This is a genomic window from Actinoplanes ianthinogenes, from assembly GCF_018324205.1.
Taxonomy (GTDB): domain Bacteria; phylum Actinomycetota; class Actinomycetes; order Mycobacteriales; family Micromonosporaceae; genus Actinoplanes; species Actinoplanes ianthinogenes.
In genome coordinates this window covers 5,513,779-5,535,136 of record NZ_AP023356.1, presented here as the reverse complement: position 1 = coordinate 5,535,136, position 21,358 = coordinate 5,513,779, and the positions used below count along the sequence as shown (strand labels likewise).

17 protein-coding genes are annotated in these 21,358 nt (G+C 70.5%); 7 read left to right on the top strand and 10 right to left on the bottom strand.

The genetic code is table 11. The features are described 5' to 3' along the window. The first annotated feature begins 85 nt into the window (after positions 1 to 85). Positions 86 to 862, top strand: coding sequence for a DeoR/GlpR family DNA-binding transcription regulator (locus Aiant_RS25095; protein ID WP_189329284.1), 777 nt, complete (start codon positions 86 to 88; stop codon positions 860 to 862). After that, positions 859 to 1,953: a galactose-1-phosphate uridylyltransferase gene (gene galT, locus Aiant_RS25090; protein ID WP_189329283.1), complete on the top strand. Its 1,095-nt coding sequence runs from the start codon at positions 859 to 861 to the stop codon at positions 1,951 to 1,953. The genes Aiant_RS25095 and galT overlap by 4 nt, the downstream gene beginning before the upstream one ends. A gap of 1,251 nt (positions 1,954 to 3,204) precedes the next feature. Here the strand turns inward: galT and Aiant_RS25085 are convergent. Then, a complete protein-coding gene (locus tag Aiant_RS25085) occupies positions 3,205 to 4,419 on the bottom strand; it encodes an NADP-dependent isocitrate dehydrogenase (protein ID WP_189329282.1) in 1,215 nt (404 codons plus the stop codon). 112 nt (positions 4,420 to 4,531) lie between these two features. Between Aiant_RS25085 and Aiant_RS25080 the strand changes: the two genes are divergently transcribed. Continuing rightward, positions 4,532 to 5,128 carry a hypothetical protein gene (locus Aiant_RS25080; RefSeq protein WP_189329281.1) on the top strand — a complete coding sequence of 199 codons (597 nt, stop codon included), beginning with the start codon at positions 4,532 to 4,534 and terminating at the stop codon, positions 5,126 to 5,128. Positions 5,129 to 5,275: 147 nt separating this feature from the next. Here Aiant_RS25080 and purH read toward each other — a convergent pair whose 3' ends face one another. From purH to icmB, 6 genes are all read right to left on the bottom strand, one after another. After that, on the bottom strand, positions 5,276 to 6,835 hold the full coding sequence (purH, locus tag Aiant_RS25075) for a bifunctional phosphoribosylaminoimidazolecarboxamide formyltransferase/IMP cyclohydrolase (RefSeq protein WP_189329280.1): 1,560 nt from the start codon (positions 6,833 to 6,835) through the stop codon (positions 5,276 to 5,278). Beyond that, on the bottom strand, positions 6,832 to 7,449 hold the full coding sequence (gene purN, locus Aiant_RS25070; protein WP_189329279.1) for a phosphoribosylglycinamide formyltransferase: 618 nt from the start codon (positions 7,447 to 7,449) through the stop codon (positions 6,832 to 6,834). Before purN ends, purH begins: the two co-directional genes overlap by 4 nt. A gap of 24 nt (positions 7,450 to 7,473) precedes the next feature. Beyond that, positions 7,474 to 8,889 carry a cell division protein PerM gene (locus Aiant_RS25065; protein ID WP_229829885.1) on the bottom strand — a complete coding sequence of 472 codons (1,416 nt, stop codon included), beginning with the start codon at positions 8,887 to 8,889 and terminating at the stop codon, positions 7,474 to 7,476. Between the two features lie 106 nt (positions 8,890 to 8,995). Beyond that, entirely contained in the window at positions 8,996 to 9,877 is an 882-nt protein-coding gene (gene sucD, locus Aiant_RS25060; RefSeq protein ID WP_189329278.1) for a succinate--CoA ligase subunit alpha, read from the bottom strand. A gap of 4 nt (positions 9,878 to 9,881) precedes the next feature. Further along, positions 9,882 to 11,060 carry an ADP-forming succinate--CoA ligase subunit beta gene (sucC, locus tag Aiant_RS25055; protein WP_189329277.1) on the bottom strand — a complete coding sequence of 393 codons (1,179 nt, stop codon included), beginning with the start codon at positions 11,058 to 11,060 and terminating at the stop codon, positions 9,882 to 9,884. A gap of 486 nt (positions 11,061 to 11,546) precedes the next feature. Then, positions 11,547 to 11,951, bottom strand: coding sequence for a coenzyme B12-dependent isobutyryl CoA mutase small subunit (gene icmB / locus Aiant_RS25050; RefSeq protein ID WP_185039544.1), 405 nt, complete (start codon positions 11,949 to 11,951; stop codon positions 11,547 to 11,549). A gap of 383 nt (positions 11,952 to 12,334) precedes the next feature. Here icmB and Aiant_RS25045 point away from each other — a divergent pair, with 383 nt between their 5' ends. Together Aiant_RS25045 and Aiant_RS25040 are read left to right on the top strand one after the other, a co-directional pair. Next, a complete protein-coding gene (locus Aiant_RS25045; RefSeq protein ID WP_189329276.1) occupies positions 12,335 to 13,090 on the top strand; it encodes a M23 family metallopeptidase in 756 nt (251 codons plus the stop codon). A gap of 123 nt (positions 13,091 to 13,213) precedes the next feature. Next, on the top strand, positions 13,214 to 14,005 hold the full coding sequence (locus tag Aiant_RS25040) for a M23 family metallopeptidase (RefSeq protein ID WP_189329275.1): 792 nt from the start codon (positions 13,214 to 13,216) through the stop codon (positions 14,003 to 14,005). A 139-nt stretch (positions 14,006 to 14,144) separates the two neighbouring features. Here the strand turns inward: Aiant_RS25040 and Aiant_RS25035 are convergent, their stop codons facing one another. From Aiant_RS25035 to pcrA, 3 genes are all read right to left on the bottom strand, one after another. After that, a complete protein-coding gene (locus Aiant_RS25035) occupies positions 14,145 to 14,633 on the bottom strand; it encodes a hypothetical protein (protein WP_425322714.1) in 489 nt (162 codons plus the stop codon). Positions 14,634 to 14,790: 157 nt separating this feature from the next. Further along, positions 14,791 to 15,732: a phosphotransferase gene (locus tag Aiant_RS25030; RefSeq protein WP_189329274.1), complete on the bottom strand. Its 942-nt coding sequence runs from the start codon at positions 15,730 to 15,732 to the stop codon at positions 14,791 to 14,793. A gap of 94 nt (positions 15,733 to 15,826) precedes the next feature. Beyond that, positions 15,827 to 18,223, bottom strand: a complete 2,397-nt coding sequence (pcrA, locus tag Aiant_RS25025; RefSeq protein WP_189329273.1) for a DNA helicase PcrA — start codon at positions 18,221 to 18,223, stop codon at positions 15,827 to 15,829. Between the two features lie 169 nt (positions 18,224 to 18,392). Between pcrA and Aiant_RS25020 the strand changes: the two genes are divergently transcribed. Both Aiant_RS25020 and Aiant_RS25015 read left to right on the top strand, forming a co-directional pair. Continuing rightward, positions 18,393 to 20,234, top strand: a complete 1,842-nt coding sequence (locus Aiant_RS25020) for a bifunctional metallophosphatase/5'-nucleotidase (protein ID WP_189329272.1) — start codon at positions 18,393 to 18,395, stop codon at positions 20,232 to 20,234. A 312-nt stretch (positions 20,235 to 20,546) separates the two neighbouring features. Continuing rightward, positions 20,547 to 20,858 carry a chorismate mutase gene (locus tag Aiant_RS25015; RefSeq protein WP_229829932.1) on the top strand — a complete coding sequence of 104 codons (312 nt, stop codon included), beginning with the start codon at positions 20,547 to 20,549 and terminating at the stop codon, positions 20,856 to 20,858. Positions 20,859 to 21,358: the final 500 nt, after the last annotated feature.

The window sequence follows — 21,358 nt, the reverse complement described above, 5'->3', positions numbered from 1 at the left end:
TCTTTCGCGCACACCCGATCAGCAGGTACTGTTCAAGTGTGTTCGAAATAGTGCGGATACCCCGACCGAAGATGGTGGATTGTTAATGCTGGCACAGCAACGTCAAGCTGCCATCCTGGACCGGGTCCGCGCCACCGGAGGCGTCCGGGTCAGCGAGCTCGCCGCGGAGTACGGCGTCTCCGACATGACCATCCGCCGCGACCTCGAGGCGCTGGCCGACCGCGGACTGCTGGCGAAAGTACACGGCGGCGCGACCACCGTCAGCCCCGGTTCCGCACACGAGCCGGGCTTCGCCGCCAAGTCGGTGCGCCAGCGCGACGAGAAGGCCGCGATCGCGGCCCGCGCGGCCGCCCTGGTCTCCCCCGGTGACGCCATCGCGCTGTCGGCCGGCACCACCACGGCGGTGCTCGCCCAGCGCCTGGTCGACGTGCCCTCGCTGACCGTGGTGACCAACTCGATCCCGGTCGCCGACGTGTTCTACCGCGCCGGCCGGCCGGACCAGACCGTGGTGCTGACCGGCGGCACCCGCACCCCGTCCGACGCCCTGGTCGGCCCGGTGGCGGTGGCCGCGATCGGCACCCTGCACCTCGACGTGCTGTTCCTCGGCGTGCACGGGATGAGCGAGCGCGCCGGTTACACCACGCCCAACCTGATGGAGGCCGACGTCAACCGGGCCCTGGTGGAGGCCGCGGAGCGTCTGGTCGTGCTCGCCGACAGCACCAAGTGGGGCACCGTCGGCATCTCCTCGATCGTTCCGTTGCAGCGCGCCGACGTGCTGATCACCGACGACGGGCTGGACGCCACCACGCGTTCCCTGCTCTCCGAAACCGTCCCCGAGCTCGTGGTGGTGAACCCCCAGTGACCCTCGTCCGCTCCGCCGTCACTCTCTCCGACGGCCGCGAACTCATCTACTTCGACGAGAAGCCGGACTCCGGCCGGGCGAAGTATCAGGACACCAGGGACCTGCCGCCGCCTCCGCCGGCCTCGCAGTTGCGTTACGACCCGCTGGTCGACGAGTGGGTCGCGGTCGCCGCGCACCGGCAGACCCGCACGTTCCTGCCGCCGTCCGACGCCTGCCCGCTCTGCCCGACGAACGCGACCTTCGCCAGCGAGATCCCCGCGCCGGACTACGACGTGGTCGTCTTCGAGAACCAGTTTCCCTCGTTCAGCTACCGCGAGGTGCCCGGCGGCGAGATCACCGAGCTGACCGACATGGTGCCGGTCAAGCCGGGCCTGGGCCGCTGCGAGGTGGTCTGCTTCACCAGCGACCACAACAGCTCGTTCGGCGCGCTGACCCCGGCCCGGGTCCGCACGGTGGTGGACGCGCTGGCCGACCGGACCGCCGAGATGTCGGAGCTCCCCGGCGTCGCCCAGGTCTTCCCGTTCGAGAACAGGGGCGTCGAGATCGGCGTCACGCTGCACCACCCGCACGGGCAGATCTATGCGTACCCGACGGTGCCGCCGCGCACCGCCGCCATGGTGCGGGCCGCGCGCAAGCACGCGGAGAAGACCGGTGGCCGCAATCTGTACGCCGACGTGCTCGCCGCCGAGCAGGCGGCGAAGGTACGCGTGATCAGCGCCAACGAGCACTGGACGGCGTACGTGCCGGCCGCCGCCCGCTGGCCGTTCGAGGTGCAGCTGGCCCCGCACCGCCAGGTCGCCGACCTGCCCGCGCTGACCGAGGAGGAGCGCGACGCGTTCGGCCCGCTCTACCTCGACGTGCTGCGCCGCTTCGACGGGCTGTTCGGCAAGCCGATGCCGTACATCTCGGCCTGGCACCAGGCGGTCGTCGGCGCCGGCCGCGAGTTGGGCTACCTGCACCTTCAGGTGTTCAGCATCCGCCGGGCCGCCGACAAGCTCAAGTTCCTAGCCGGCTCGGAGTCCGCGATGGGCGCCTTCGTCAGCGACGTGGTGCCGGAGAAGGCCGCGCAGATGCTGCGCGACGTGGTCTGACCAGGTCCGCGCCCGCCCACCGACCGCGCTCCGATTCTTTCGGTACGCCCGCAGCACCGGTCTCGCCACCCGCGGGCCCGCCCATCACCCGCCGTGGCCGGCCGACGTCCCGGCGCGCCACGCGGTCCTGACTCGGCCGACGGCAGCAGGCGCCCACCGGCGCCCTCGTCATGATTCCGGCCGCCGGTCGCGGCCGGCGACGGCTCGCGGCTGCGCGCCACGCCACGCAGCCGCTGGTCACAGGCTCCGGCCGCCGGGCCACGGCCAACCGATGACCCGGGTCAGCACATCCGCTTACTCGCACCCCACTCACTGAACCCGAGCCCACCCGGCTGGCCCTGGTAGCCCTATCCGACCCCGGAACAGGGCCCTGGACGCCAGCCCGACAACCACAGCCAGCCCTGCCCGAGCCAAGCGACACGCACTGTCCGGCTGGCCCTGGTGGCCCTATCCGGCCCCGGAATAGGGCCGTAGACGCCAGCCCGACAACCACAGCTGGCCCTGGTAGCCCTATCCGACCCCGGGACAGGGCCGTGGACGCCAGCCCGACAACCACAACCGGCCCTGCCCGAGCCAGGCGACGCGCACCGTCCGGCTGGCCCTGACGGCCCTATCCAAGCCCGGGACAGGGCCGTAGACGCCAGCCCGACAACCACAGCTGGCCTCGGTGGCCCTATCCGACCCCGGAATAGGGCCGTGGACCCCAGCCCGACAACCACAGCCGGCCCTGCCCGAGCCAGGCGACGCGCACTGTCCGGCTGGCCCTGACGGCCCTATCCGACCCCGGAACAGGGCCCTGGACGCCAGCCCTACAAACTACAGCCGGGCCTGCGGGTTCTGATCGGGCCGGGGACCGCCGGGTGACGACGGCATGTGGCGGGGAATGCTGGCACGGGTCAACGGTGGCGAGCGCGAGCGGGAACACCGGGTTGGGGCGCTGAGAGCACATCGTGGAACGGGCCACTTCATCGCCACACGGCATCGGGGCGGGCCCCGGGACGGGCGGGGCCGGGATCCGCTGGGGGTGCGGGCGGCGGAAAGGGGACCAGCGGGGGCCCGGGACAAGGCCCCCGCTGAAGGGGACGGCGAGCGGCGTACCCAAGCCCACCACCCGCACCACTGAGACAAACGAGTCCACTTACCCGGCAGTTACGATCTAAAACATCATTTTTACGCAGTTTTTGTCCGGCAAACGAAAAAAGCCCGCCGACCTGAGGTCGGCGGGCTTCCCGTGAGAACGGAGCGGGCGGATCAGGCCAGCTTGCGAGCCAGGTTCTCGTCCAGCGCGTTCATGAACTCGTCCGTGGTCAGCCACGGCGCGTCCTTGCTGATCAGCAGCGCGAGGTCCTTGGTCATCTGACCACCCTCGACGGTGTCGATGCAGACCCGCTCCAGCGTCTCGGCGAACTGGGTGACCTCCGGCGTCCCATCCAGTTTGCCGCGGTGCTTGAGCCCGCCCGTCCACGCGAAGATGGACGCGATCGGGTTGGTCGAGGTCTTCTCGCCCTTCTGCCACTGCCGGTAGTGCCGGGTGACGGTGCCGTGCGCGGCCTCGGCCTCGACGGTCTGGCCGTCCGGCGTCATCAGGACCGAGGTCATCAGGCCGAGCGAGCCGAAGCCCTGCGCGACCGTGTCCGACTGCACGTCACCGTCGTAGTTCTTGCAGGCCCAGACGTAGCCACCCTCCCACTTGAGCGCGGCCGCGACCATGTCGTCGATCAGCCGGTGCTCGTAGGTGATGCCGGCCTCCTTGAACTGGTCCGCGAACTCGGTCTCGAAGATCTCCGCGAACAGGTCCTTGAAGCGGCCGTCGTAGGCCTTCAGGATGGTGTTCTTGGTCGAGAGGTAGACCGGGTAGTTGCGGGCCAGGCCGTACCGGAACGAGGCGCGCGCGAAGTCGCGGATCGACTCGTCGAAGTTGTACATGGCCATGCCGACGCCGCCGGCCGGGAAGTCGGCCACGTGCATCTCGATCGGCTCCGACCCGTCCTCCGGGGTGAAGGTGACGGTCATCTTGCCCTTGCTGGGCGCGACGAAGTCGGAGGCCTTGTACTGGTCACCGTGGGCGTGACGGCCGATGATGATCGGCTTGGTCCAGCTGGGTACCAGCCGGGGTACGTTCTTCAGGATGATCGGCTCACGGAAGACCACGCCGCCGAGGATGTTGCGGATGGTGCCGTTCGGCGACCGCCACATCTTCTTCAGGCCGAACTCCTGAACCCGCGCCTCATCCGGGGTGATGGTGGCGCACTTGACGCCGACACCGTGCCGCTTGATGGCGTTGGCGGAGTCGATCGTCACCTGGTCGTCGGTCTCGTCCCGGTACTGGATGCCGAGGTCGTAGTACTCGAGGTTGACGTCGAGGTAGGGCAGGATCAGCTGCTCACGGATCTGCTTCCAGATGATCCGGGTCATCTCGTCGCCGTCGATCTCGACGACCGGGTTCTTGACCTTGATTTTCGCCATCGGCCGGCGCTCCTCTCCCGAAACACATGCTTAGCAGTACGAGCGTACTGCCCACCCACTGAAGATCGCCGGGCGGCCCCGAACTGGTGATCTGCCTCTACCATCCCAGGCGATGAAGATCCGGCGCAGCGATCAGCGATACCAGCCCCGACACGGTGGCGCTCGATACGAGACGGTGCGCCAAGTGTTGCGCTTCCTCGGCGTGATGGCCGCGGCCCTCGCGGTGGTCGCCTTCTACATGGTCACCGGGGAGCACTTCAAGGCGTCGGTGCTCGAGCTGGCCCGCGCGGCGACCGGCGGCTCGGACCGCGGCATGGCGGTCGCGGCCTGGGCTCTCGTGCACGTGCCGATCTGGCTCGCGGCCGCTCTCGCCCTCGGCCTGCGCCGGATCTGGCTGGGGATCCCGCCGCTGCTGCTGCTCGTGCCGATGGCGCCGTTCCTGCCCGGCCGGGGCGAGCGGGTCGACGCGATGGTGTCCGGCCCGGGCGCGGCCGGCTTCGCGGACGGGCTGCGCTGGGCCGGGTTCGCGCTGATCGCCATCCCGATCATCGGAGTGATCTCGACCTCGCTGGAGGGGCCGGGCTTCCGCCGTGGCGAGCCGGTGGTGGCGGCCGACCCCGCCGAGCGGCGACGGTTGCTGCTCTGCGTGCTGATCGGCGCGGCGTTCAGCGGGGGCGCGCTGATCATGGCGGTCACGGTCGCCGGCTGATTAACGATCAAGCGCTTTCGGTACGGCGCGAGCACCGCTCATCGCCGGGTCGGGCACGCGCGCTCCGGCCGTACCGAAAAGCGCTCCGGCCGTACCGAAAAAGCAGCGGCGCCGGACCGCAAGCGGTCCGGCGCCGAACAGCGGACCTCAATGGTAGAAGTGGCGGGTGCCGGTCAGGTAGACGGTGAGGCCGGCCTTCTCGGCGGCCTCGATCACCAGGTTGTCGCGGATCGAGCCGCCCGGCTGCACCACGGCCTTGATGCCGGCCGCGATCAGCACCTCCAGGCCGTCCGGGAACGGGAAGAACGCGTCCGAGGCGGCCACGCTGCCCGCCGCGCGCTCGGCGCCGGCCCGGTCGACCGCGAGTTTCGCCGAGTCGACCCGGTTGACCTGGCCCATCCCGACGCCGACCGTGGCGCCGTCGCGGGCCAGCAGGATGGCGTTGCTCTTCACGCTGCGGATCGCCCGCCACGCGAAGACCAGATCTTTCAGCACCTCGCCGGACGCGGCCGGGCCGGTGGCCAGCGTCCAGTTCGCCGGGTCGTCGCCGTCGGCGTCGATCCGGTCGGCCATCTGCACCAGCACGCCGCCGCCGATCTGCTTGATCTCGGCGGGCGGCGGGTTCCAGGCCGGGGCGACCAGGACGCGCAGGTTCTTCTTCTCCTGGAGCAGGGCCAGAGCGTCGGGCGCGTAGGCCGGCGCCACGATCACCTCGGTGAAGATCTCCGCGACCTGCCGCGCGAGCGCGAGGGTGACCTCCTGGTTGACGGCGATCACGCCGCCGAACGCGGAGACCGGGTCGCACTCGTGCGCCTTCCGGTGTGCCTCGGCCACGTCCGCGCCGATCGCCACGCCGCACGGGTTGGCGTGCTTGATGATCGCCACGGCCGGGTCGGTGAAGTCGTTGGCGGTGCGCCACGCGGCGTCCGCGTCGACGTAGTTGTTGTAGGACATCTCCTTGCCGTTGAGCTGCTCGGCCTGAGCCAGCCCGGCGGGAGCGTTCGGGTCCAGGTAGAGGGCCGCCTGCTGGTGCGGGTTCTCGCCGTACCGGAGGGTGTCCTGCTTCGTCAGCGCGATCCCGGCGAACTCCGGCCACTCCGCGCTCTCGACCAGCGTGGACGCGGTCCAGTTCGCCACCGCGATGTCGTACTCCGCGATGTTGATGAAGGCCCGGGAGGCGAGCAGCTTGCGCTGGGCCAGGGTGAAGCCGCCGTTCTTGATCGCCTCGAGGATCAGCGGGTAACCCTCGGTGGAGACGACGACGGCGACCGACGCGTGGTTCTTCGCGGCCGCGCGGACCATCGCCGGCCCGCCGATGTCGATCTTGGCGATGCACTCCTCCTCGCCGGCCCCCGAGGCGACCGTCTCGGAGAACGGGTAGAGGCTGCTGACCAGCAGGTCGAACGGCTCGATCCCGTGCTCGGCCAGCTCCGCCACGTGGCTCTCCAGCCGCATGTCGGCGAGCAGCCCACCGTGCACCCGGGGGTGCAGGGTCTTCACCCGGTCGCTGAGGATCTCCGGAAAGCCGGTCAGGTCCTCGACCCGGGTCACCGGCACGCCGGCTTTCTCCACGGTGGTGGCGGTGGAACCGGTCGAGACGACCTCCACCCCGGCCGCGTGCAGGGCCTGAGCGAGCTCGACGATCCCCGCCTTGTCCCACACGCTCAGCAGCGCCCGCTTGATCGGGCGAAGCCCCTCGTCGCTCACGGAATCCGTACCTTCCTGTCTTGAATGGTCCAGCCGTCGCGCACCAGGCGGCCGACGAACTCGACCAGCTGGGCCCGCTCGGCCACCTTGATCCGCTCGGTCAGCGTCTCCTCCGTGTCGTCGTCGAGCACGGGGACGCTGACCTGGGCGATGATCGGTCCGGTGTCGACTCCGGCGTCGACGAAGAAGAGCGTCGCTCCGGCGACCTTCACCCCGTAGGCGAGCGCGTCGCGCGGGCCGTGGATGCCGGGGAACGACGGCAGCAGCGCGTTGTGCGTGTTCACATAACGGTCGCCGAACGCGTCCAGGAACTGCTTGCCGACCAGTTTCAGGAAGCCGGCCGAGATGACCAGGTCGGGGCGGTGGGCCGCGACGTGCTCGGTGAGCGCGGTGTCCCAGTCGTCGCGGGTCGGGTAAGCCTTCACCGAGTCCACGAAGGTGGGCACCCCGGCCGCGGCGGCGATGTCGAGACCGGCGATGCCGTCCCGGTCGGCGCCGACGGCGACCACCTCGGCCCCGTAGGCCGGGTCGCGGGTCGCGTCGAGGAGGGCTTGCAGGTTGCTGCCCGATCCGGAGATCAGGACGACCAGGCGGGCGGGCGCGGGGTCAGTCACCCGTGCACCCTATCCGGGCAGAGCCTACTTCCGGCCTTTGGGGCGGCGCGGTGGGTGGAAGGCACGCGCGGCGGAGGCGCCCGCCAGCACCGCGATCGCGGCGACGATCGCGGCCACCAGACCGACCTGTCCGGCGGCCGGCCCGATCTCGGCCAGCCGCCCGCCGCCGACCGGGCCGCCGGAGGCCGCGGCGAGCACCGCCATCGTCAGCCCCGCCACCGGGCCGGCCAGCAGACTCGCGCCGATCAGCGGCGACCAGGCCGGCTCCGGCCCGTCGGCGCCGGACCCGCGGCCCGGACCCCAGGCGTGCGCGCGGCCGTAGCGCAGCCGCTGGGTGAGACCCCAGCCGGCCACGCCCCCGGCGAGGACCGGAAGCATCAGCAGCAGCGTGCCGGCCGCGCCGATCGGCCCGTTCGGCAGGCCGGCCAGCAGCGGCAGGGCGGGCAGGTCGCCGGCGGTGAACTCGGTGAGCCGGATCACCGAGCCGACGCCCAGCGCGAAGCCCGGCCCGAGCAGGTAGGCGGTGGCCCAGATCGCGGCGTTCGCCGCGTAGGCCACGCTGATCAGGGTGATCCCGGCCTGACCGGCCACCCCGGCGTGATAGGCGGAGAGGATCTTCGTCGCGTCGCCGCCACCGAGCGCCAGGGACAGGCCGCCGACCGCCGCGCCCGCGGCGACCATCAGGAAGACCGCGACCAGGCCGGTCCGCACCCCGTGCCGGAGCACCGCCGGCACCCGGCGGGCCAGGGTGGTCACCGCGTCGCTGCCGCGCAGCGCGCCGATCAGCGCCCCGGCCAGGCCGAGGAGCAGGAAGTGCCACGCGGCGTCCGCGGTGGAGACGTGGGTGCCGCGGCCGTCGGTCAGGTGGGCGGTCAGGGCGCCGATTCCCGCGTACGCCACCGCGACCCCCGTGGCCACGCCCAGCGCCGCCCCGATCGACCCGGAGCGCCGCGCCCCGATCGCCCGGACCACGTGCAGCCCGGCCCGGTTCAGCCGCCACAGCACCAGCCCGGTGAGCAGCAGCGGGGCCAGCCCGAGCGGGCCGAGCGAGGTGCCGATCGCGACGCCGTGCCCGAGCAGCCAGGCGGCCGCCCCGGCCCGGGCCGCGCCGAGCAGTCCGCCGGCGCCCTCCAGCGTGCGGGCCAGCCCGAGCACCGCGGCGACCGGCACGTAGGTCAGCAGCGCGGCCCAGAGCGTGGCGAAGACGACGGCCACCGGCAGCGGCGCGCCGCGGCGGCGTTCCGGCCGGCGCGGGCCGGGCACCCGGACGGTGTCCCGGCGGCCGAGCATCGCCTCGTCGACGACGACGGTGTCCCGGTTCTCCTCGTCGCGGTCCGGCGGGATCTCCAGCGCCTCGGTGTCCCGCACCACGGATTGCAGCGCCTCGGCGACCGCGAACGGGTCCTCCGAGCCGCCGGGACGGTCGGTTGTGCTGGACATCGCGACTACCTTGTCACGCCGTGGCGCTCACGGCGATGCAGAAACAGCGGCGCGCCGCCGATCGGGTCGCATCGACCTGATCGACGGCGCGCCGTCGGTGCCGTGCTCAGCTCATGACCTCGCGCATGAGCTGCGCGGTCTCGCTCGGCGTCTTGCCGACCTTGACGCCGGCCGCCTCCAACGCGGTCTTCTTCGCGTCGGCGGTGCCGGCCGAGCCGGAGATGATCGCGCCGGCGTGACCCATGGTCTTGCCGGGCGGGGCGGTGAAGCCCGCGATGTAACCGACCACCGGCTTGGTGACGTTGGCCTTGATGAACTCGGCGGCCCGCTCCTCGGCGTCGCCACCGATCTCACCGATCATGACGATCGCGTCGGTGTCCGGGTCCTCCTGGAACGCCTTCAGCGCGTCGATGTGCGTGGTGCCGATGATCGGGTCACCACCGATGCCGACCGCGGTGGAGAAGCCGAACTCGCGCAGCTCGTACATCAGCTGGTAGGTCAGCGTGCCGCTCTTGCTGACCAGACCGATCCGGCCCTGCGGGGTGATGTCGGCCGGGATGATGCCGGCGTTCGACGCGCCCGGCGAGGCGATGCCCGGGCAGTTCGGGCCGATGATCCGGGTCTTCTCGCCCTTGGACACGTTGTACGCCCAGAAGGCCGCCGAGTCCTGCACCGGCACGCCCTCGGTGATCACCACGGCGAGCGGGATCTCGGCGTCGATCGCCTCGACCACGGCGGCCTTGGTGAACGCCGGCGGTACGAAGATCACCGATACGTCGGCGCCGGTCTCCTTGATCGCCTCCGCGACGGTGGCGAAGACCGGGAGCTCGGTGCCGTCGAAGTCGACCTTGGTACCGGCCTTGCGCGGGTTCACGCCGCCGACCACCTGGGTGCCCGCGGCGAGCATCCGCTTGGTGTGCTTCGAGCCCTCACCGCCGGTGATGCCCTGGACGATGACCTTGGAGTCCTTGGTGAGCCAGATAGCCATTAGTTCACTTCCCCGCAGCCGCGAGCTCGGCGGCGCGCTCGGCCGCTCCGTCCATCGTGTCGACCCGCTCGACCAGCGGGTTGTTGGCGCCGTCGAGGATGGCGCGGCCGGCCTCGGCGTTGTTGCCGTCGAGACGCACCACGAGCGGCTTGGTGACCGTCTCGCCGCGCTCGGCCAGCAGGGCGAGGGCCTGGATGATGCCGTTGGCCACCGCGTCGCAGGCGGTGATGCCGCCGAAGACGTTGACGAAGACCGACTTCACCGACGGGTCGCCGAGGACGATCTCCAGGCCGTTCGCCATCACCTGGGCGCTCGCGCCACCGCCGATGTCGAGGAAGTTGGCCGGCTTGACGTTGCCGTGCCGCTCACCGGCGTACGCGACCACGTCCAGCGTCGACATGACCAGGCCCGCGCCGTTGCCGATGATGCCGACCTCGCCGTCGAGCTTGACGTAGTTGAGGTTCTTGGCCTTGGCCGCCTGCTCGATCGGGTCGACCGCGGACTTGTCCTCGAGCGCCTCGTGGTCGGGGTGCCGGAAGCCGGCGTTCTCGTCCAGGGTGACCTTGGCGTCCAGCGCCAGCACCCGGCCGTCGCCGACCTTGGCCAGCGGGTTGACCTCGACCAGCAGGGCGTCCTCGGCGACGAACGCCTGCCACAGCTTCACCGCGATGTCGACGACCTGCTCGGCGACGTCGGCCGGGAACTTGGCGGCGGCGACGATCTCCCGCGCCTTCGCCTCGTCCACACCCTTGCTCGCGTCGATCGCGATCTTGGCGACCCGCTCCGGGTCCTCCTCGGCGACCGTCTCGATCTCCATACCGCCGGCGACGCTGGCGATGCAGAGGAACGTGCGGTTGGCCCGGTCCAGCAGGTAGGAGAAGTAGTACTCCTCCTTGATGTCGGCCGTCTCGGCCAGCATCACCTTCTGCACCGTGTGGCCCTTGATGTCCATGCCCAGGATGTCGGTCGCGCGGGCCTCCGCCTCGTCCGCGCCGTCGGCCAGCTTGACGCCACCGGCCTTGCCGCGGCCGCCGACCTTGACCTGCGCCTTGACGACGACCTTGCCACCGAGGCGCTCGGCGATCGCCCGGGCCTCCTGCGGGGTCTCGGCGACGCCGCCGCCCAGCACGGGCAGCCCGTGCCGTTCGAACAGGTCGCGCCCCTGATACTCGAACAGGTCCACGTGTCTCCTTTCGCTCGCGACGCCAAGCGCCGGCAAGCCGCACCGTTGCGTCCCGACCTGTTGTGTGCGCGGCGCGTCGCATGTGCGCCGCCAGCGAGGATGTCGGCCATCCGCGGTCCTGCCGAATGGCCCTCATCCGCAGACTAGCGACCGAATCGGGCCCCGTGCCCGCGCGGGTACACCGTGTGCAAGACCACACACCAGAGGGACGAAATCGCAGCTCCGGGACGGTCGGGACGACTGTGCGCGCCAGTGACTGACGTGACTCTCCGGCAACTGGTCAGAAAAAGTCACCAGCCCATGCGTAACCCGGTGAAGAAGGGCGTCGTTGAGTGTGATGTCAGCGAGGTGCTACACGGGCCCGCGGATGAGAACGGCCGATGCCCTGTCGGTCGAGGGGTGGCGGCGGGGCATCGCGCATAGAGGGGCCGGACGTGTGAGGGGTGCGTCCGGCCTCTCCCTTTTTCTGCTCAGCCGGATCGGTGCTCAGCCGACCTGGGTCCCGACATTGGCGCGGACCCATTCGATGATGGACGCCGTAGTCGCACCCGGCGTGAATACCTTGGCTACCCCGAGTGATTCCAATTCCGTGATGTCATCCTCCGGAATGATGCCGCCACCGAATACCACGATGTCCGCGGCATCACGCTCCGCCAACAGTTCCATCACGCGGCGGAACAACGTCATGTGGGCGCCGGAGAGGATCGACAGGCCGACCGCGTCGGCGTCCTCCTGAATGGCCGTCTCGACGATCTGCTCGGGCGTCTGGTGCAACCCGGTGTAGACGACTTCCATGCCGGCGTCGCGCAGCGCCCGGGCAACCACCTTGGCACCTCGGTCATGCCCGTCCAGCCCGGGCTTCGCGACGACGACCCTGATCCGTGCTTGCATGCCAACCCCTCCACACCGGGGACCTCGACGTCCCACCTGAACGAACGGTAACCCGCGCCCCGGGACCCCGGGTAGCGGCTCCCGCCGCGACACGGCCAAGTAATGGTTACTCCGGTCACATTACTTTCCGTTTTATAGGCGATCACGCACCGTCGCTAATTTCCCCCTAAGGAAAGGTGGCCAATTCGGACAATAGCTGATCAATACCGGCGCGGAACTGTCACGAAAATGGCGCTGCGACTTGTGACCCGGCGGCCGTTTCGTTACCGTGGCCACGGCTGTCGCACAGGTTCACCCCCCAGCGACCGCCCGGCCAACACTCGTTAACCGCTTGCGCGGGGCCATGAGCGTGCCGCCGCAATGCCACCGACGGAGGGTCCTTCGTGCGCCAGCGCTTGTCGTCTGAGCCCGATCGCTATCGCGGCAGACGCCGTGTGCCGACCCCTCCGCGCAGCCGCTACGCCGCAGTCGTCACCTCCGCCTTCGTCGGCGCCGGTGTGGTCGCCCTCGGCGCGGCCTCCAACCTCCCGGACGCCAAGACGGTCAACCCGGACGTCCTGTCAGCCCTGGACAAGGCCCAGGTCTCCACGGACGCGCTGCAGAGCCGTGCCGGTGACGCCACCCGCGCCTCCCGCTCGGAGAGCCGGGACACCGCCGCCAAGGCGAACACCAAGCTGAACGACGAGCAGGCCGCCGCCGAGGTCTACCTGCTCCCCCTGGACGACTACCAGTTCACGTCGGCGTTCGGCGTCCGGTTCGGCAAGCTGCACGCCGGCATCGATCTGGCGGCCCCGGACGGCACGCCGTACAAGTCGATCCACGCCGGCACGGTCACCGCCGCCGGTTACAACGGTGGCTACGGATACTCGATCACCGTCCAGCAGGACGACGGCACCGAGGTCATCTACGCCCACTCCCGGCGGCTGCTGGTGAAAAAGGGTGACGTGGTCAAGGCCGGGCAGGTGATCGGCGAGGTGGGCAACACCGGTTATTCGTACGGCACGCACCTGCACCTGGAGATCCACGTCGACGGTAAGCCGGTCGACGCGATCACCTTCCTCAAGCCGCACGGCGTGGACATCCAGCTCCAGATGGAGTCGCTGTACGCGGGCCTCGCCGCCGCCGAAGCAGCCTCCTGACCTTTCCCGGTACTACCCGGTTGCAGGTCGGTTGAACCACCCGCCACACCCCTCAGCGTGCCCCGCCCCGGGCCGACAGAACCGTGACAGCACTGATCACGGACGTCGGGAGGGGAGTCGCGCGTGCCGCAGACTTCGGCATCGGGCACCACCGGCCGGCACCGCCAGGAGCGGCTCCACCGGCACCGCGCCCCGGCTTTCCCGGCCCTGTTCGCCACCCGCAGCCGTTCCGCCGTCTCGCTCACCGCGCTGACCGCCACCCTGGCCTCCGGGATCGGCGCGGCCGGCGCCGCCGCGTACGCCGCCCCGGTGGGACACACCTCCAGCGAGAAGCACACCGCCGCGCACTCCCCCGCCGCCCTGCCGATCGTCCCGCCGAGCGGGGACGAGGCCCCGGCCAAGACGCACGCGTGGGAACCCGCCGCCGAGGCCGCCATCGTGCCCGCCACGGTCCGGCGCAAGGAGAAGAAGGTGACGGTGGCCGGCGTCGGCGCCGCCTGGGTGCATCCCAACCCGACGGCCCGGGTCACCTCCTGCTTCGGCCCGCGCTGGGGCCGCCTGCACGCCGGCGTCGACCTGGCCGCCCCGGACGGCACCCCGATCGTCGCGGCCGGCGCCGGCGTGATCGTGGCGGCCGGCTCGGCCCAGGGCTACGGCAACGCCGTCCTGATCGACCACGGTGACGGCTGGCTCACCCACTACGGCCACCTCTCGAAGATCACCGTGACGGTGGGCGAGACGGTCCGCGCCGGGCAGCAGATCGGCAACGAGGGCTCGACCGGCCACTCGACCGGCCCGCACCTGCACTTCGAGGTGCACCAGGGGCACTACAAGAACCCGGTCGAGCCGACCGCCTGGATGCACGAGCACGGCGTGGACATCTCCGGCTGCGGAGCTGCCGCAGGCCCTCACTAGGAGTGGCGGCTGCTCACCGATCCGGCGGTCTACCTGGCGGTTCGCCACAAGGCGGCACGATGCGACAGCGAGCACACCGGCCGCCGATGCGAAATCGTGCACCTTCCCACGGCGAAGTGATCATCGTCGGCCGGGCGTCCTACGTCGTCGGGACCAAGGGTGCGGTCGAGCCGGCCTCGATTGCCTCGCGGACCTTGCTGAGGGCGTCGCGGATCATGGCGCCGTAGTCATCCGCCGGGAGCTCGTCGAGCGCAGCGGTGGCCTCGCCCAAGAACTGCCGCGCCTCCTTCTCGTGTCCGGCCCGGCGGTGGACGTCGGCCAGATTGAGGTGCAGAGAAGGCAGGAACGCCCGCGCCCGCCAGGAATCGTCACCAGCGCGGGTCCGCTCGTCGGTGAGATCCGGGAACGCCGCGAGCGCGAGCTCGTCCCACCGCAGCTCGTCTTCCACCGAGTCCTGCTGGTCAGCGAGGTAGTGGGCGATGGTGCACCGGTGAAGGGGATCCTCGGTGGTCCCCCACAGACGCTCCAGGGCAGCGCGGGCACCGGCCTTGTCGCCGGCGACGTTCAGCTCCTGGGCCTTGCGGATCTCTTCCATCACGACATCGGTCACGGCTCGTCCTCCGGTCAGCGGTCCCGCGACGCGCAGAACCGCACGTCGTCCAACCCGGGACAGAGCTTCGCCCCTCAACCAGGTCGAGGGTCAAGCATCGCGGACGACATGCACGCCGAGCCGCGCTGATCACCCGGACCCGGGAAGCAGCGGAGAAAGGCTGCCAGCACGGACGTCAAGGTTGGTCCGGCACGCCCTGCCGGACCCAGAGCCGGATCTGCTCGGCGGCCTGGTCGGCGACGACGTGTCCCACCGGGCGAGTCACGAGATCACTCAACGCAAACATGTCCAGAACCCGGCCGAGATGAGCCCAGCCCTCGACCAGCGGCAGGTCCGCGGGCTGGTGGGCGGCGAAGCCCGCACGGAATCCGTCCAGGAAGCCGGCGGGATAGTCGGCGCCGAACCGGAGCATGTTCGCGGCATCGCCGTACGGGCAACCGGAGTAGCTGAACTCCCAGTCCAGCAGCGCGGCCACCCGCCAGCCGCCGCCTGCTCGGGAGACCAGGACGTTCTTCGGGTTGACGTCGGCATGCACCAGCCGGGTGTGACCGTCGACGGTCGCCAGCAGTGGCGCGCTGACCTCGCACAACCGCACCCAATCACGGCGGGTCACGCCGTCGAGGCGGCTCTCGGGAACCGCGGCCATACAGCTCTCGGCGACCTCGGCCAGCTGCCGCGACCACGGCTGTTCCTCCTTGACGGTGAGGCCACCGTCCGCGAAGAAGCCTCGCCGGTCGAACGTGACCGCGGCGACCCCGGCGACGGCCGCGCCGACCTCCGCTCCGAGTTCGGCGAGCTCCGATCGGCCGAGGTCACCCCGATCGAGCACCCCGCTCAGCACCAGGCCGTCCACGTACTCGATGACCATCGCGGGCCGTCCGAGCTCATCGCCGGCGGGCACGACCAGCACGACATCCGGAACCGGCACATGCCGGCGGGCAGCGGCCATGACCCCTGCCTCGATCACCGGGTCGGTCCCTCCGAAACGCGCGACGACGCGTCCCTCGGCGAGCGTGAGCAGGCACGTCTCGTGAGAGAAGCCGCCCGCCAGCACGGACGTCGTCACGATCTTGCTGCCCAGCGCCTCCGCGATGCCCTGCATCTCCGCGATCCGCATCCGGCCAGTCAACCAGGACAGCGAGAACATCCGGCCGGCACGCACGACGCACGTGCTGAAGAACGCGTGCTGACCGCGTACGAAAAAAGCGGGTCTAGATCTTTTCGATCGGGGCGTGCCGCAGGATCAGCCACATCACCTGATCGCCGAAGTCGATCTGCGCCCGGGCCCCCGGCCCCTGCCCCTCGACCACGACCACCCGGCCCAACCCATATCGCTGGTGATTGACCCGGTCGCCGGGCGCCACTTTCGGCGTCTGCTTGAGGTCGCTGGCGGTGGCCAGTTTGCTGGCGTCGATGCCGAGCCGCTCGGCGATGCGCTGCGCCTTGGGCGTGCCCCCGGCGAAGCCACCGCCGCGCTGACGGTCCCCGCCACCGCGGCCGCCCACCCCGCCACCGGTGCCCGACCAGGACGTGTACGACCCACCGGTCCGCTCCCAGCGGACCAGCTCGGCCGGCAGCTCGTCGGTGAACCGGGACGGCGGGTTGTACTGCGGCTGGCCCCAGGCGGACCGGGTGACCGCCCGGGACAGGTAGAGCCGCTGCCGGGCGCGGGTGATCCCGACATAGGCCAACCGGCGCTCCTCCTCCAGCTCGGCGTTGTCGGACATCGCCCGCATGTGCGGGAAGACACCGTCCTCCAGGCCGGTGAGGAAGACCACCGGGAACTCCAGGCCTTTCGCCGTGTGCAGCGTCATCAGGGTGACCACGCCCTGGTGGTCGGGGTCGTCGGTGGGGATCTGGTCGGCGTCGGCGACCAGCGCGACCTGCTCGAGGAAGCCGGCCAGGGTGGCCGTCTCGTCCTCCTGCGCCTCCACCCGCTCGGTGTACTCCCGGGCCACGCTGACCAGCTCCTGAAGGTTCTCCACCCGGCCCTGGTCCTGCGGGTCGAGGCTCTCCTCCAGCTCGCTGAGCAGGCCGGAGCGCTGCAACACCGACTCCAGCACCTCCTCCGGCGGGGCGGTCACCGACAGCTCCCGCAGGTCGTCGAGCAGCTGCACGAAGTCGCCGATGCTGTTCGCCGCCCGGGTGGAGATGCCCGGGGCGTTGCGCGCGTGCCGCAGCGCCTGGCCGAACGAGATCCGGTCCCGGTTCGACAGCGCCTCGACGCAGGCCTCGGCCCGGTCGCCGATCCCGCGTTTCGGCGTGTTCAGCACCCGGCGGACGCTGACCGTGTCGTCCTCGTTCACGATCGCGCGCAGGTAGGCCAGCGCGTCGCGCACCTCCTTGCGCTCGTAGAAGCGCACCCCGCCGACCACCTTGTAGGGCAGGCCGACGCGGATGAACACCTCCTCGAACACCCGGGACTGGTTGTTGGTGCGATAGAAGACGGCCACGTCGCCGGGACGCACCTCGTGCCGGTCGGACAGCCGGTCGATCTCCCGCGCCACCCAGTCGGCCTCGGCGTGCTCGGTGTCGGCCACGTAGCCGACGATCTGCTCGCCGGCGCCCTGGTCGCTCCAGAGACGTTTGGGCTTGCGCGAGGTGTTCCGGTCGATCACCGCGTTGGCCGCGGACAGGATGGTCTGGGTGGAGCGGTAGTTCTGCTCCAGCAGGATGGTGCGGGCGTCCGGGTAGTCGCGCTCGAACTCCAGGATGTTGCGGATCGTCGCGCCGCGGAACGCGTAGATCGACTGGTCCGCGTCACCGACGACGCAGAGCTCCGACGGGTCCTCGGTGCCGACCAGTTCCCGGATCAGCGTGTACTGCGCGTGGTTGGTGTCCTGGTACTCGTCGACCAGGACGTGCCGGAACCGGCGGCGGTAGGCCTCGGCGACCAGCGGGTGCGACTGGAACAGGTGCACCACGGCCATGATGATGTCGTCGAAGTCCAGCGCGTGCGCCTCCTTGAGGCGGCGCTGATAGAGCTCGTAGGCCTCGGCGACGGCCCGCTCGTTGGGGCCCTTGGCCTTCTGCTTGAACTCCTCCGGGTCGACCAGCTCGTTCTTCAGGTTCGACACCTGGGCGGCGAGGCCGCGGGCGGTGTACCGCTTCGGGTCCAGGTCCAGCTCCCGGGCCACCATCTGCATCAGGCGGCGGGAGTCGTCCGCGTCGTAGATGGAGAAGGTGCTTTTCAGCCCGGCGTGCTCATGCTCGGCCCGCAGGATCCGGACGCAGGCCGAGTGGAACGTCGACACCCACATCAGCCGGGCGCGCGGGCCGACCAGGTGGGCCACCCGCTCCTTCATCTCGCCGGCCGCCTTGTTGGTGAACGTGATCGCGATGATCTCGCCGGGATGCACGTCCCGCTTGGCCAGCAGGTAGGCGATCCGGTGGGTGAGCACCCGGGTCTTGCCCGAGCCCGCACCGGCCACGATCAGCAGCGGCCCACCGGCGTGGGTCACCGCGTCGCGCTGCGGGCCGTTCAGCCCCACCAGCAGCGACTCCGGGTCGACGGCGGGACGCGGCGCGCGCTGCACGACGGGTGCCGGCGGGGCCACCGTGGGCAGCGCGAACAGGGCGTTGTCGGAAGGTTCTGAAGAAGGTCGCATCGCGGGAGCCAGTGTATGCCGCCCCTCCGACAGGAAATCGCACCGTGGCGGCGCGTCCATCGGTGTCCGGCAATCGACTTGTCACCGGGAAGTGGTGGCGCCCACCCCGCTGATCCACCAGGCTGATCGAGTCACATGACCGTCCACTCCGACCGAGGGATCGAATATCATGACATCTCCGCTACGGCGGCGGATCGCCGTGCCGGCGGTCGCGCTCGCCGTCGCCGGCGCGCTCAGCACGGTGCCCACCCAGTCGGCCACCGCCGCGCCACCCGCCGAGTTCGCCCCGGTGACCGCGTCGTACGGCGCCGGCAAGGGCACTGCCCTGGTCAAGGGCCAGTTCCTCAGCTACAACGACTTCCACGGCGCGATCGACCCACCCACCGGCAGCGGCGCGGTGGTCAACGCGAGCGGCACCAGCACCCCGGCCGGCGGTGTGGAGTACCTCGCGACGTACCTCAAGAAGTTGCGTGCCGAGGCCAAGGCCGAGGGGCGGCAGACCACCACGGTCGGCGCCGGTGACCTGATCGGCGCGACCCCGCTGGTCAGCGCCGCGTTCCACGACGAGCCGACGATCGAGCTGATGAACACCGTCGGCCTCCAGGTCAGCTCGGTGGGCAACCACGAGTTCGACGAGGGCGTGGCCGAGCTGATCCGGATGCAGCGCGGCGGCTGCCACCCGGTCGACGGCTGCCAGGACGGCGACGGCTTCGGCGGGGCGAAATTCAGCTACCTCGCGGCGAACACCATCGACAACAAGACCGGGCGCCCGATCCTGCCGCCGGTCGACATCAGGTTCGTCGGTGGCGTGCCGGTCGGCTTCATCGGCATGACGCTGGAGGGCACGGCCGGCATCGTGAACCCGGCCGGCATCACGAACGTGCACTTCACCGACGAGGTGGAGACGGCCAACAAGTGGAGCCGGATCCTCAAGCTGTTCGGCGTCAGGGCCCAGGTGCTGCTGCTGCACGAGGGCGGCGCGCAGGGCACCGCCACGCCCACCCCCGGCGTCTCGGACTGCGTGAACTTCTCCGGCGCCGTCGTGCCGATCGTGGCCGGGCTGAACCCGGAGATCGGCATCGTGGTGTCCGGGCACACCCACCGGTTCTACTCCTGCAAGCTGCCGAACAAGGCCGGCACCGACACCGTGGTGACCAGCGCCGGGACCAACGGCCAGCTGATCACCGACATCGACTACTCGCTGGACAAGCGCACCGGCAGGTTCGCCGAGATCACCGCGAAGAACGTGATCGTGGAGAACGGCGTGCCGGACGGCAACGGCGGCTGGAAGAAGGACGCGTCCGGCGTCTACCTGAAGAACCCGGACACCGTCGACCCGGCGGCGAAGAAGGTGGCCGACAAGTACCGCGTCGCGGTCGCCCCGATCGCCAACAAGCTGGTCGGCAGCATCTCCGGCGACATCGTGCGCACCAACAACGCGGCCGGCGAGAGCCCGCTCGGCGACGTGATCGCGGACGCCCAGCTGAAGTACACGACGAGCGCCGGCGCGCAGATCGCGCTGATGAACCCGGGTGGCATCCGGGCCGACCTGGACGCCGACCAGTCGTCCGGCGGTGAGGCCTACGGCCAGGTCACCTACGGCGAGGCGTTCACCGTGCAGCCGTTCAACAACCTGGTGACCACCGAGCCGCTCACCGGCGCGCAGCTCAAGGAGGTGCTGGAGCAGCAGTTCGCCGGCTACGCGGGCCAGAACACCACCAAGATCCTCCAGGTCTCGGCGGGCTTCACCTACACCTGGAGCGCCTCGGCTCCGCTCGGCTCCAAGGTCAGCAACCTGGCGCTGAACGGCACCCCGATCGACCCGGCCACCACGTACCGGGTCACGGTGAACAACTTCCTGGCCAACGGCGGCGACAACTTCAGCAAGCTGGTCGTCGACCCGTCGCTGGTGGTGACCGCTCCGGGCTTCGACGTCGACGCGCTGACCGCGTACCTCGGCGCCGGCACGGTCCAGCCGGGCCCGGCCAACCGCATCACCACGGTCTCCTGACCGACCGCTTCACCTCGCGGCCCGGCCTTCGCGCCGGGCCGCTTCCTTTCCTTCGGTACGCCCGCAGCGCCGCGTCCCATGGTTCGGGCGGTTTCCTTGCGGGCCGGTCCGGCAGCGGGGCATACTCGGCTCGTGATCCAGCAGGCGCGATTTTTTTACTACGGCACCGGAAGTCCGGCAGCCGTAGGTCGCCTTTGAACGACAGACCTACTTCAAGCCCCGGGCCTTCCACAGCCCGGGGCTTGTCTGCTTCCCGGGCCGGGCTGTCCGGGGCGACGAGCACCCGAGGAGCACGACATGACCGCCGACGTGATGTCCACCGACGCCGAGAAGTCCCCCAGCACCGCGACGGACCAGTCCACCGGCGCGGGCAAGCCGCTGGCCGCCGACGAGATCCGCGCCATGCGTGAGCGCATCGACGAGATCGACCAGGCCCTCATCGACCTTTGGCTGGAACGGTCCCGGCTCTCCCAGGAGGTCGGCAAGACCCGGATGGCCTCCGGCGGCACCCGCCTGGTGCTGGCCCGCGAGCGGGAGATCGTCGACCGCTTCCGCGCCGCCCTCGGCCCGGACGGCACGCAGGTCGCCCTGCTGCTGCTCCGCTCCGGCCGCGGCCCGCTGTAGGTGGGGGTGGGCTGGGCTGGCTGGCTGGGCTAGCTTTGCTTCGCTTCGCTCCGCGCACAAAACGCCTTGTAACCGGTGAGATGGGCGCGTCTTTTCCGCCGCCGCAAACCCCGCGGCGTCGGAAAAGCCGAGCCCATCTCACCGGCGGCGTTTCGTGAGAAACCTAGGGGCCTGAGCACGTTCCGGGGTTCGGTGACCACCGCGGACAGCGACGGCATCCCAGGTGCCAGGGGTGTCAAGCGGCGTGCCACGATCCCACGCCTGCCCAAGGCGCTAAGGACCAGCCGAGCAGTGTCCAGCTGGCCCTGATGGCCCTTTCCGGGAGTGGGATAGGGCGCTGGAGACCAGCCGAGCAGTATCGGGCTGGCCCTGACGGCCCTACCCAGCAACGGGACAGGGCGCTGGACGCCAGCCGAGCAGTATCGGGCTGGCCCTGACGGCCCTAACCAGCAACGGAACAGGGCGCTGGACGCCAGCCGAGCAGTATCGGGCTGGCCCTG

Excerpts from the sequence above, each read along its gene's own strand:
- Aiant_RS25095 (WP_189329284.1), top strand. The coding sequence starts at position 86 with ATGCTGGCACAGCAACGTCAAGCTGCCATCCTGGACCGGGTCCGCGCC.
- Aiant_RS25085 (WP_189329282.1), bottom strand. The coding sequence starts at position 4,419 with ATGGCGAAAATCAAGGTCAAGAACCCGGTCGTCGAGATCGACGGCGAC.
- Aiant_RS25080 (WP_189329281.1), top strand. The coding sequence starts at position 4,532 with ATGAAGATCCGGCGCAGCGATCAGCGATACCAGCCCCGACACGGTGGC.
- icmB (WP_185039544.1), bottom strand. The coding sequence starts at position 11,951 with ATGCAAGCACGGATCAGGGTCGTCGTCGCGAAGCCCGGGCTGGACGGG.
- pcrA (WP_189329273.1), bottom strand. The coding sequence starts at position 18,223 with ATGCGACCTTCTTCAGAACCTTCCGACAACGCCCTGTTCGCGCTGCCC.
- Aiant_RS25015 (WP_229829932.1), top strand. The coding sequence starts at position 20,547 with ATGTCCACCGACGCCGAGAAGTCCCCCAGCACCGCGACGGACCAGTCC.
- Aiant_RS25030 (WP_189329274.1), bottom strand. The coding sequence starts at position 15,732 with ATGCGGATCGCGGAGATGCAGGGCATCGCGGAGGCGCTGGGCAGCAAG.
- sucD (WP_189329278.1), bottom strand. The coding sequence starts at position 9,877 with ATGGCTATCTGGCTCACCAAGGACTCCAAGGTCATCGTCCAGGGCATC.
- Aiant_RS25020 (WP_189329272.1), top strand. The coding sequence starts at position 18,393 with ATGACATCTCCGCTACGGCGGCGGATCGCCGTGCCGGCGGTCGCGCTC.
- Aiant_RS25065 (WP_229829885.1), bottom strand. The coding sequence starts at position 8,889 with ATGTCCAGCACAACCGACCGTCCCGGCGGCTCGGAGGACCCGTTCGCG.